Source organism: Candidatus Bathyarchaeota archaeon, assembly GCA_025059045.1.
In the GTDB taxonomy this organism is placed as follows: Archaea; Thermoproteota; Bathyarchaeia; order Bathyarchaeales; family DTEX01; genus JANXEA01.
In genome coordinates, this window is record JANXEA010000009.1 from 42839 (window position 1) to 53857 (window position 11019).

General features: G+C 42.7%; 13 protein-coding genes. 5 read left to right on the forward strand and 8 right to left on the reverse strand.

Translation table 11 applies throughout. The features are described 5' to 3' along the window. Nucleotides 1-31: 31 nt before the first annotated feature. The 4 genes from asd to dapA are packed head-to-tail and all read right to left on the reverse strand — an operon-like array spanning nucleotide 32 to nucleotide 4122. The gene (gene asd / locus NZ952_03290) at nucleotides 32-1090 is read right to left on the reverse strand and encodes an aspartate-semialdehyde dehydrogenase (protein MCS7120208.1); all 1059 of its coding nucleotides are present in this window, start codon (nucleotides 1088-1090) and stop codon (nucleotides 32-34) included. Next, a complete protein-coding gene (locus NZ952_03295; protein ID MCS7120209.1) occupies nucleotides 1074-2258 on the reverse strand; it encodes an aspartate kinase in 1185 nt (394 codons plus the stop codon). The genes asd and NZ952_03295 overlap by 17 nt, the downstream gene beginning before the upstream one ends. 36 nt (nucleotides 2259-2294) lie before the next feature. Continuing rightward, complete coding sequence (gene dapB / locus NZ952_03300) at nucleotides 2295-3089, reverse strand: 4-hydroxy-tetrahydrodipicolinate reductase (GenBank protein MCS7120210.1); 795 nt, start codon at nucleotides 3087-3089, stop codon at nucleotides 2295-2297. After that, on the reverse strand, nucleotides 3082-4122 hold the full coding sequence (gene dapA / locus NZ952_03305) for a 4-hydroxy-tetrahydrodipicolinate synthase (GenBank protein ID MCS7120211.1): 1041 nt from the start codon (nucleotides 4120-4122) through the stop codon (nucleotides 3082-3084). The genes dapB and dapA overlap by 8 nt, the downstream gene beginning before the upstream one ends. Nucleotides 4123-4290: 168 nt before the next feature. Between dapA and NZ952_03310 the strand changes: the two genes are divergently transcribed. Beyond that, nucleotides 4291-5478, forward strand: coding sequence for an alpha-L-fucosidase (locus tag NZ952_03310; GenBank protein ID MCS7120212.1), 1188 nt, complete (start codon nucleotides 4291-4293; stop codon nucleotides 5476-5478). 102 nt (nucleotides 5479-5580) lie between these two features. Here NZ952_03310 and NZ952_03315 read toward each other — a convergent pair whose 3' ends face one another. Then, on the reverse strand, nucleotides 5581-6228 hold the full coding sequence (locus tag NZ952_03315) for a hypothetical protein (GenBank protein MCS7120213.1): 648 nt from the start codon (nucleotides 6226-6228) through the stop codon (nucleotides 5581-5583). A gap of 145 nt (nucleotides 6229-6373) precedes the next feature. Between NZ952_03315 and NZ952_03320 the strand changes: the two genes are divergently transcribed. Continuing rightward, entirely contained in the window at nucleotides 6374-6766 is a 393-nt protein-coding gene (locus NZ952_03320; protein MCS7120214.1) for an Lrp/AsnC family transcriptional regulator, read from the forward strand. 4 nt (nucleotides 6767-6770) lie between these two features. Here the strand turns inward: NZ952_03320 and NZ952_03325 are convergent, their stop codons facing one another. The 3 genes from NZ952_03325 to NZ952_03335 form a co-directional block, all read right to left on the reverse strand. Next, a complete protein-coding gene (locus tag NZ952_03325; protein MCS7120215.1) occupies nucleotides 6771-7631 on the reverse strand; it encodes a prephenate dehydrogenase/arogenate dehydrogenase family protein in 861 nt (286 codons plus the stop codon). Beyond that, on the reverse strand, nucleotides 7628-7939 hold the full coding sequence (locus NZ952_03330) for a chorismate mutase (GenBank protein ID MCS7120216.1): 312 nt from the start codon (nucleotides 7937-7939) through the stop codon (nucleotides 7628-7630). The genes NZ952_03325 and NZ952_03330 overlap by 4 nt, the downstream gene beginning before the upstream one ends. A gap of 322 nt (nucleotides 7940-8261) precedes the next feature. Continuing rightward, entirely contained in the window at nucleotides 8262-8459 is a 198-nt protein-coding gene (locus NZ952_03335; GenBank protein ID MCS7120217.1) for a hypothetical protein, read from the reverse strand. Between the two features lie 263 nt (nucleotides 8460-8722). Between NZ952_03335 and ftsZ the strand changes: the two genes are divergently transcribed. From ftsZ to NZ952_03350, 3 genes are all read left to right on the forward strand, one after another. Then, nucleotides 8723-9850: a cell division protein FtsZ gene (gene ftsZ, locus NZ952_03340; protein MCS7120218.1), complete on the forward strand. Its 1128-nt coding sequence runs from the start codon at nucleotides 8723-8725 to the stop codon at nucleotides 9848-9850. Nucleotides 9851-9899: 49 nt separating this feature from the next. Then, nucleotides 9900-10157, forward strand: coding sequence for a hypothetical protein (locus NZ952_03345; protein ID MCS7120219.1), 258 nt, complete (start codon nucleotides 9900-9902; stop codon nucleotides 10155-10157). A gap of 323 nt (nucleotides 10158-10480) precedes the next feature. Then, a partial coding sequence (locus NZ952_03350; protein ID MCS7120220.1) for a magnesium transporter occupies nucleotides 10481-11019 on the forward strand: 539 nt, incomplete at its 3' end.

Below are 11019 nucleotides of genomic sequence, written 5' to 3' on the forward strand. Positions count from 1 at the left end.
CCTACACGGTTTTGGTTTTGCTGTCTACGCTTTAGATTATACCCTTTGCAACCATTAGTTCCGCGCTTAGGATCCCAGCTCCAGCCGCTCCCCTAATAGTGTTATGTCCTAGGCAGAGGTATTTGAATGTCATTACCGGATCATTTCTAATGCGACCGACAACAACGCTCATACCCCTACCTTCATCTCTATCCAACCTCGGCTGCGGTCTATCAACCTCATCTCTGACCACTATTGGCCTTCCAGGCGCTGTTGGGAGTTTTAGCTTTTGCGGTTCCCCGGTAAAGTTCCTAAACGCTTCTATTATCTCTTCCCTCGTCGGTTTTGATTCTAGCTCCACGAAAACTGTTTCGAGATGCCCATCCTTCACGTTCACTCTGTTACAACTAGCGCTTATCGGTATATTCAGCCACTCCACTCGCTCGCCATTAAATTTTCCGAGGATCTTCTTGGTTTCAATCTCAATTTTTTCCTCCTCCTTCGATATGTATGGAATGATGTTATCGATTATATCTAGAGATGCGACTCCAGGATATCCAGCACCGCTCAAAGCCTGCATTGTCGAAACGACTACCTTCTTTAGACCGAAGGGCATAAGTGGCTTCAGAGTTATAGCAAGCTGAATTGTTGAGCAGTTAGGATCGGTGGAAATGAAGCCATTCCACCGCCTTCTCCGTCTTTGGATCGGGATGAGATCTAATTGGTCCGGGTTAACTTCTGGTATAAGTAGAGGAACATCCTCCTCCAATCTATGTGCTGCAGCCTTACTTAATACTGGATACTTCGCGGCGAACTCTTCTTCAACTGGTCCAGCAAGATCTCCTGGAAGAGCAGAAAAGATTAAGTCAACTTCGCCCGCCTCTTTCACCGCTTTTATACTCGTATTAACCACAGTCATATCAGCTATGGATTCAGGCATAGGAGTCTCCATTTTCCATGGGCAAGCGTCCCGGTATTTCTTTCCAGCGGAGCGCTCAGATGCCGCTAGGACTGAGATTTCAAACCAAGGGTGCCCCTGGAGAAGTTCGATAAATCTTTGGCCTACCGTGCCCGTAGCTCCCAATATTGCAACTTTACGACGCAAGCGCATCCCTCACCACTTCAGCCGCTTCTGAAATCCTCGATTCATCAATAAATACGTTTATGGTGGCCTTACTCGTTGTCATTTCAATGATGTTAATATCTTTGGCTGCTAGGCTAGCGGATATCTTAGCAATCCAGCCTGGCGAATCTATGAAGACCGGGCTTGTTAGTTCTAATAGTGCAACCTTTTCTCTACTACTCAATGCTTTACTTACCCCCAATTCATGAAGGCGATTTAACAATTCCTTCGAATCCTCGGATGAAGTGAATATTGTAATCGTTCCTCTGCCAGTGCTAATACCGTAAATCGATCGGTTACCTAGCGCTTGAAATATCCTTCCAATCCTTTCAGGGATTATATCGCAAACCAGGCTTACTGCCATAAGCCCTTTTTTCTCTTTAATCTCAGGGTTTTTTCCATCAAAGACGCCAAGTATCTCTGTCCCACCTTTTGCCAGCCCATTATGGAAGCTGACGATTCTCAGCTTCTGTTCCGGTAGTTTATATTTTAGAGCGTCAGCCTTCAATACCTTCGCGCCTCCATGCGACAGTGCAAACATCTCGTATATGTCAAGTTTTTCCAGGGGTTTTGCCGTAGATACAACCTTTGGATCTGCGGACATAACCCCTTCGGTTTCCTTTACAAGGATTATTTCACCTGCTCGAAGACAATGCGCGATAATCATGGCGGTTGTGTCACTACCTCCTCTACCAAGGGTTGTCACGTTTCCGTTTCTATCTTTCCCAAGAAAACCGCAAACGACTACAATCTTGTTTCCCAATAGCGGTTCAATATACCGTTTAACACGCTTGCATGTCTCATTGAGATCCGGCTCTGCATCCTTAAAGTTGGAGTCGGTTATAATGGGCCAACCTTCGCAATCGGGATCGAAGTATACGGTTTCTGCCCCCATTGACCTTAGTGCAGACGAAAAGATCCGTACACTTGTCCTTTCACCCATTGAGACAATGTCCGCGTAATCTTTATCATTGATCCCGCCTATCTGCGACATAATGTTGATAAGGTTATCCGTTGCGGTTCCCATCGCTGAGACGACTACCACAATTTCTTTATAGCCTGAGTTAAGCACCATCTCCGCTGCCCTTTTTACTTTCTCGCCTGTCGCTAGGTCTGCGCCTCCAAATTTTATCACAACACGTTGATCAAAGGTCATTCTGCAATCCCCAAATTTTTCCGGATAATGGTAGTATTAACAGAACCCAAGTATATCATCCATACTGTAGACTCCAGGTTTCGTCTGTTTACTAATCCACTCTACTGCGTAAAGAGCCCCTTGAGCAAAAACCCTGCGGGAGAATGCGACATGTTCGACGCGGATCATCTCATGTGGTCCAGCAGCTATGACATCGTGAATGCCGGGGACGCCTCCAGCTCTCACTGACAGAATTTCAAGTTCTTCACGTTTCCTCGGCGCTATACCTTCCCTCCCATACACAACAGAACGATAGCCTCTAGCCGGCGTTATGGCATTTCCAAGGGCCTTAGCGGTTCCGCTTGGAGCATCCTTCTTCCCTATATGGTGCACTTCAGTTATACTAAAGTCGTAGTCGGCAGGGAGCATTGTCAATACCTTCATCATTCTTAGTACGACATTAACACCTATAGCGTAATTAGGTGAGAATACTGCTGGTACCTTTTTTGAGACTTCATCCTTCAGCTTCTGATACTGTTGTTCCGTAAATCCGGTTGTACCCATAACGATGCGTTTTCCAAGATTTGCTACGGCCGGAATATTCGACATCTCCGCATCAGGGGTGGTGAAGGAAACATAAACATCTGCCTCTTTAGTTGCTACATCGATTTTTGTGGGATCCACTATGATTGTGTCAAGTCCGCATATTCCAGCCTCACGCAAAGTCTTTCCAATCTTCGGGCTATTCGGCGCCTCCACCGCGCCTACAACAGCAAATCCTCTTGTTACAGCCTCCTCAATGACCGCTCTTCCCATTCTTCCATCTGCGCCAGCAACACAAATCTTAATCATAGAAAAGACCTCTCCAGTACCTCTCTCTATATAGTCTTTTGCTTAAATCTACGTCAAAGAATTCTTCTATCGGAGCTAATATTTCAGGCGTCTTTTCATAAACCGTTCTCGCGGTATTAAGCACCACTTCGAATCCTTTTCTCGTCATTTTTCCCAGAGGCCGCCTACATGGCCCTGCAGGCATACCTAGAAGATTCATTAGAGTCTTGTAGGGCAGGGGGTTCCTAGCTCTGCATTGTACGGGCCCATATGGCGTCTCTTCTTCTGTCCTAACCGTGACAATTGAGAATAGTGGCTTAAGTATTGAATTCTGTCTTTCAAACTCTGTCATATTACCTTCTAATGCCGTTCGGGTAAACTTTTGTACTGGACCAGGGGCCACATTGGAAGCGACTGAGATGACCCCGCTTGCCCGAATTGATTGATCCTTCATCATCTCGAATGTTTTGTCATCGTCCCCGGAGAGAATATCAAAATCTTCTCCACATAGCTTTCGTGTAAGTCTCATATTGTCAAGATTTCCAGTAGCCTCCTTCACCGCGTTTATATTGTCGAATTGTTTGTGAAGAATCGCTAAGTCCTGAGGAAGAAGTTGAGTCCCAGTTCTTCCGGGAATCACGTATGGAATGATTTGAACATCAGGGAACTCGGTTGCTATTGGTTCTATGTATTCCCTTCTTATCTCTAAGGAACTTGGACCATTATAATATGGGTCGACAAGAAGTATGCATTTCACGCCATATTCAGAAACTATCCTTGTCCCCTCAATTGACTCCTGTGTATTATTGCTTCCTGTGCCACCGATAGCAAGACATTTTTCTCCGCAGAGATCATAGACCATTTCTATGACTTTTAAATGTTCTTTCCATGTTAATGTGGGACTCTCGCCAGTCGTTCCTACGGCAAGTATCCCACTGACACCCTGCTCTATCTGGAATTCTACAAGTCTCTTCAGCCCATCATAATCAACTCTGCCATTCTTCGTCATAGGCGTTATTATCGCCGTATAACACCCTTTGAATCTGCTCTCCAACCATTTGCACCTCTTAGGTGAAAGGTTTGCCAATACATATTTATTTTTTTCGTTCTTATTTTACGATAATCGTAACTTCCTAGACATTGATTAAATATACAATAATCCTTTTATCGATCTAAAACAAAAACAGATGTATTTCAAAACCCTAAATTGCGGGGATACGGCTTGCGGACGGAGTGGTTTAATCAGGCACGTTTCGGGATGTTTATTCATTGGGGCCTTTACTCACTATTGGCTCGGGGTGAATGGGTTCGCTACCATGAGAGAATACCGTTTTCCGAGTATAGGCGACTAGCATCAAAGTTCAATCCAAGAAGATATCGACCAGAAGAGTGGGTCAACCTTGCACAAGAGGCAGGAATGAGATACATGGTTCTGACCGCGAGACATCACGATGGCTTTTCTTTGTTCGACAGCAAAGTCTCAGACTTCACCGCACCGAAAACAGCAGCCAAACGCGACCTAGTGGCGGAATATGTCGAGGCATGCAGAAAAAACGGGATGAGAATAGGTTTCTATTATTCTCTCCTCGATTGGCGATTTAAAGCATACTTCGAAGGGCCTCAAAAAGATCCTGAGGGCTGGTCAAAATTTCTCGAATATGTTCATACACAAGTTAAAGAGCTCTGCACTAACTATGGAAAGATTGACATATTATGGTATGATGGAGCCTGGCCATGGAGTGCTGAAGACTGGCGTTCAGCCGAGTTAAACGAGATGGTGAGGAGACTACAGCCAGATATCCTAATAAATGACCGATCGAAAATTCCTGGAGACTTTAGCACACCCGAGCAGAGGATATCTCCTCCGCCTGAACCAGACCGTATGTGGGAAACATGCATGACGATGAATGATAACTGGGGATATTCGGCGGCGGATCGGAATTATAAAAGTGTGAGAAGGCTCATTATGAACCTTGTTCAGTGTGCCAAGGATGGAGGAAATTATCTTCTCAACGTCGGTCCAAAGGCCGATGGAACGATTCCTACAGAATCCATTACAAGATTAAAGAAGATTGGTAAATGGATGAGGGCAAATGGCGAGTCAGTTTATGGAACAGAAAGATGCTGCCAATTCTCAAACACAGTCGGTTTAATGACGGCGAAGGGCAATATTGCCTATCTCCATGTTTTTCGTTGGCCAGGAAGTAAAATAACAATTTCCTGCGTGAAGAATAAAGTCTTATCAGCGAAACTACTAGCAAACGGAGAAAAAGTCAAGTTCGAGCAGATGGAAGACCGAGTTACATTTAGGAACCTGCCCAAAAAAGCACCAGACCCATTGGATAGTGTGATATCTATTGAATTTGATGGCAAACCAGAAGCTCTACCCCACTTTCGTTACATTCCATGAAAATCTGCCAGACAAAGGATTCAAAAAATGCAAATTCATTAAAGATGAGAAAATAGAGTTCACGATATAAAAAATGATGAGCCATAGTTGAACTTATTATCTCTATTGTTTAACAAGCACAATAACATTGGGCAGTTCTTTTTCTTTGTTAGGATAAGTAACTCGAATTACATCCTTAAATCCGAACTGAGGGTCATCTTTAGTGAGGTTAAATATAGCCTTATAACGCGAGGTTCCAGCTGTATCTTCGAAGATAAGAACAGTCCCATTTACGGTAACATTATAGGTGCCTCCAGGAAATTCGGCAGTCAAATATGTACCATAAAAAGGAGTTGGACCATAATAAGCGCCAGCAACACGGGGGTGGGGGAGCGGCAGTTGGGGCGGATAATTCGGACCTAAGGTGCAATTTGGGGCCAACCGAAAGCTTTTAATCTCAACCCACCCTTGCTCAACATAAACTTCGCTGCCAACATGCTCTATTATTAGGCAGAAGTAAGCTTCATACTCAGTCCATCTCTCTCCGCTCACCGGATCAATCGAATAATACTTTATAAGGTATGGAGAACGCCAGTAACCATCAAATGGTCCTTCATTCAAACTCTCAGCCCTAAATAAGGTCAATTGCGTCGAAACTACATAGAACATAAATGCTAAGAAGAACAATAAGATAAAAAGAATACTCTTTCTATTAAATGAGAAACTTTCTTTTGGTTTATCTTTGGCATCTGAGACTTCACTGTCGAACATTTTTTTTCCCTATTCGCTTGAAAAACTATATTTTGATTCAAAGTTATAAGTTTCTCCTTTCGATTCACGAATCTTAATCTAATTTCATTTTGACCGGTACGATTTTCGCAAAGATTTTTATTGCGAAAAATGGTTATCATAACTTGTGGATTCTATTGATTATGAGATTTTAAAGATTCTCAAGAAGGATGCCAGAATAAAATATGTTACAATCGCAAAGATTGTTGGTCTTAGTGAAGGAGCTGTTAGGAGAAGAATAAAGAAAATGTTGCAGGAGAGAGTTATCAGAAGATTTACAATCGAGACCCCACTTGGGTTTGAGGGGATAGTACTAATTAGGACAGAGCCTACTAGGACCAAGGATGTCGTGGCAAAATTAAGGAAAATTGCCGATAAGGTTTTTGAGGTTTCTGGAAGCCATGATATAGCGGTATTCATACAGGCAGATACGATGGAAGATCTTAATAGAAAGATAGATGATATAAGGAGGATTCCCGCAGTCCTAAATACCAACACCCTTATAAAATTGAAGGATTAGAAACTCAAAGCGCATTTAGGGCTTTGTACATCCGCTCATATGCGCTTGAGAACTTTTCATCCTTTGCTAGATTCTCACGTATGTCAATGCATATTCTCTTAAAGCTGTCCAGATCTTTCTTATCAATTAAGTCCTTCATCATTCTAGCCCTATCAAAGAATTTCTCAAGAAACCTAATTGTATATGGGTTATCTGCCTGTAAATGGGCATAAAACGCTGGATCCTCGCTCATCACGCCCTCGCTTATCACCAGTTGAAGAGTGAATGTGGTTCCTCCAAGTCTTTTCAGGAGGTTTATATCCTCCTCTATAATGGTAGATGCAAAAATGATGTTCACAAAGTGAGTTAGGGAGAGGGTTAACGCCATCACTTTGTCATGTTCCTCGGAATCAACAATTATTAATTCCAAATCTGGAAAAAGATTCTTGGCCCTTACCAATTCACGCGATGATTCCTCTACGGGTATTAGCGCCGCTCTTCCACCTTTGAAGCTTTGGGCGCCAGGCCCGAATAATGGATGAAGAGATATCACGCAGACCCCCTTTCCCGCAATTCTTCGCAACTTCGGCATAATTCCAGATTTGACTGAAGATATCTCCACCAGTGTAGTTGAAGGTTTTATCCTTTGAGAAATTTCATCCAGCACGTAAGGCATAACATTAATCGGTGTCGAAAGAACTATAGTCTCAGCTGACTCAACAGCCGCTACGTTATTTTCAGCAAACATCGCCCCAATAGAATCAGCAAACAACTCGGCCTCGGCCTGTCTAATGTCGGATATGAGGACTTCAAATCCACGGTCTATGAAGTACTTGCTGAGCAGTTTTCCCATTCTCCCAGCTCCGCCAATCACGGCTATTTTCAACTCTGACCCCCCTTTCTCATTACCTCCTTTTGGACCTTTTTTGACTCAGCAATGAGTAGATTAAAAAGCCTCTCACAAAACTCTTCTTCTAAACAATATTCACGGCATCTTTTTAGAACTTCTTTTCTAAGATCCTCTTCTATCCTCGAATCTTCTAGAGGAATCTTCTCCTTAGCTTTTATTTCGCCTATCTTTTTCGCAACCCTCAGTCTCTCTCCACACAACTTAAAGATCTCGCAAGTAATCTCCTTCATTCTTCCCCTTAACTCATCCAATGTTCCTTCTTGACGCAAACCTGATTCTTCCATTAAACATTTACCTACAAATAATAGGTTCTCAAAATTTATAAAATTTAGAATTAAGGCAGCGTTTATTGCATATCTTTCAACGTAAATTATTTTAATAGCCCCTTAACAAGAGGATCTGATGCATAAGTAAGATCAAATATGATATTGTAAGTCTTAATATCTTCACTCTTTATTGGTCAGAGGACTCTAAATAATTATCTAATAAAATAAGAGAAGACAAATATTTTTATTATTTGATGGACCGTAACTGCCGGAAGGTAGTAATTTTTTTACATAAGTGCGAGACAGGATTTAACATACCTATTTCATTTTTATGCTTCTGTCATTCCGAGCTTTCCTTTAATGCACCCTCATATTTCTCAAATAATAATTCAAGCGCCCTTCTGAATGCTTCAGCTCTACTCGAAAATATCCTTTTCACTTCAATAAGCTGCTCAAGTTTTCTTAGATACTCATTTGAGATGCCTAGCTTAACCACGATCTCCTCATAATCCTTTGTCTCGCTTTCTTTTTCTCCCAACGGTATTACCTCATCGGAGCTAATTCTACTAATTTATTTTTATCTTTTGTCTATATAAGGGTTGTTGAAAAGGAACCTTTCTAATAACTTTTTGGTTCACTAAAGTTATTAGTGAATAAATCAATTTAATATACCTTTTAGCACTATCTTTTAATATAGAGTTCACCTTACGATAAACCAGGTGTTTACCTTTAGAAAACCTTAAATACACATGATGTCACAGTATATGGCGATATAACAAAAATTGGGAAAAGGGTATGCATATGGAGAAAAGTGTTGAAGAGATTGTAAAAAGAGCCGTTTCAGAAAAGACTATTGAGGATATTGCCAGAGAAGCTATTCCAGCAATTTCTGTGCTGGGCGTTGGTGGGGCAGGTTGCAACATTGTTTCATGGATGAAGGAGAAGGAAGTCGCTGGGGCTAAGATCTATGCATTGAATAGCGATGCAAAGCACTTAAGCATAACAAAGGCTGACAAAAGAGTTCTTCTGGGCTACAATGTTACAGGCGGGCTTGGATGCGGAGGGTTCCCTGAGATGGGTTCGAAGGCAGCTGAGGAAAGCGCTGAGGAGATTGAGAGGCTCATCGCAGGGTCAGGCTTAGTATTCATTACAGCTGGTCTTGGAGGAGGAACAGGAACAGGCGCTTCACCAGTTGTAGCCAAGATTGCTAAGGACATGGGTGCACTGACGCTGGCTGTTGTCACAATTCCATTCCAAGTAGAACGTGCAAGACTTATTAAAGCAAAGGAAGGTCTCTCAAGGCTCGTAGAGGCTTGTGACGCAGTGATTGTGATAGACAACAATAGACTGAGAAAGGTCGCTGGTAACCTTCCATTATCTGAGGCCTTTGGAGTTGCTAACGAGCTTATAGCGACGTTCATAAAGAATATCTCCGAAACAATCGCGATTCCAAGCTTAGTTAACTTGGACTTTGCGGATCTCAAAGCGATCATGACTGGAAGCGGAGTCTGCGCAATGGGGGTTGGAGAGGGAATGGGAGACACAAAGGTTGAAGACTCAATCGAGAAGGCGCTTAATACACAGCTACTCGACATCGGTGACATAAAGAAATGTGAAGGAGCATTGGTACACATCGAGGGCGGCGACGATATGACATTAGAAGATGTTACGAGAGCAGGAGAGATTGTTGTGAACAGAATCTCGCCAACTGCAAGGGTTTCTTGGGGCGCACGTGTGAACAGCAAGATGCAGGGATCAATGAGAGCAACAGTGGTTCTGGCAGGTGTCGAAAGTCCGTTCCTAGTCGAGGGACTTGCCCCCTTCGGTGGACTTAAGCCGGCAGGAGAAAAACTGGAAGTAGAAGTGGCTAAGCAGCCTCCAGCGGAAGCGGAAAAGAAGAAAGGCCTATTTGGAAGAATGTTTGGTTAGATTTGGAGCTGCGGCTTTTAGCCGCAGCCCAGATTTTTGAGGTGAAAAAATGACAGATATAATAATCTCCGCGATTTTGGTGTTCGCCGTTATAGCTCTCGTAATCTTGATAGTAGCGACTTTCAAGGCTTTCAGGTCACCGACGATATTTTATGCTTCTGGAGAGAAGTCAGATGAATTAATCTCTAGGCTTAGCTGCCCAAGGTGTCGATCTAGAAGTTTGAAGGCAAGCGGCCCCTACACAATTGAATGTGAAAGTTGCGGCTTCACCTTTAGCGTTGGAGTAGTGAAGGCTAGAGAAGCCTAATTATTTCCCTCTATATTTTACAAAAAATTTTTTATTAAACTAATCACTATTAGAGAGTGTAATATTGGATGTTCTTGTTTAAGATGTAGGAATTTTTATAGTTAATTTTAAATCGGTCTTTCTAGCTCTTTTATTGACATTTGAATCAAAGTTGGCGCATATGCATACGAAGCGATGTCCAAAATGTCTATTACCTGGTTACGGGGATCTGCACTACCGTTTATACTATTGAGATTAGTGCCAAAACTCCATACTGATCGATGCGAACTAGGTTTTTCTTCAAATCTTCCCCCAATAAAGTCGGATTTGTCGGTGTGAGTTGCATGCTAGGAATATACAAGACCATCAGTGTTTTCAAGCAATCGTTGGCAGCTTACCTTTTCAACATATTTGGTCTTCTAGCCGGGATAATGGTTGCATACAATTTTTGGATATTGACAATGGTTCCTTGGGGGATGATTATTTACCCACAGATTCTTAGCGCCCGAGGTGTTATCGGCGGCATACTATCTGGACGCTTAGGCACGGCTCTTCATCTGGGAACAATTTATCCTAGATTGAGAAAAAACACTAAAAGCTTCTATTTTCTCCTCAAGGCCATGACCGTCTTAACAGTAGAAGCAAGTATAGCGATGAGCCTCTTATCTATAGTGTTCGCAGAAATTTTGAGCGGCGCAGGTATTTATGATGTTTTTCCAATTCTGGGCGTAGTTTTGGCTACCATGACCCTTGCCCTAGCAATCGTTTCACCACTAACTGTTTCTGTTTCATTTCTTTCTTTCAGGTATGGTCTAGATCCTGATGTAGTTCTCTATCCCATCGAGTCTACTGTAGCTGATTGCCTAATCACCTTGTGTTATCT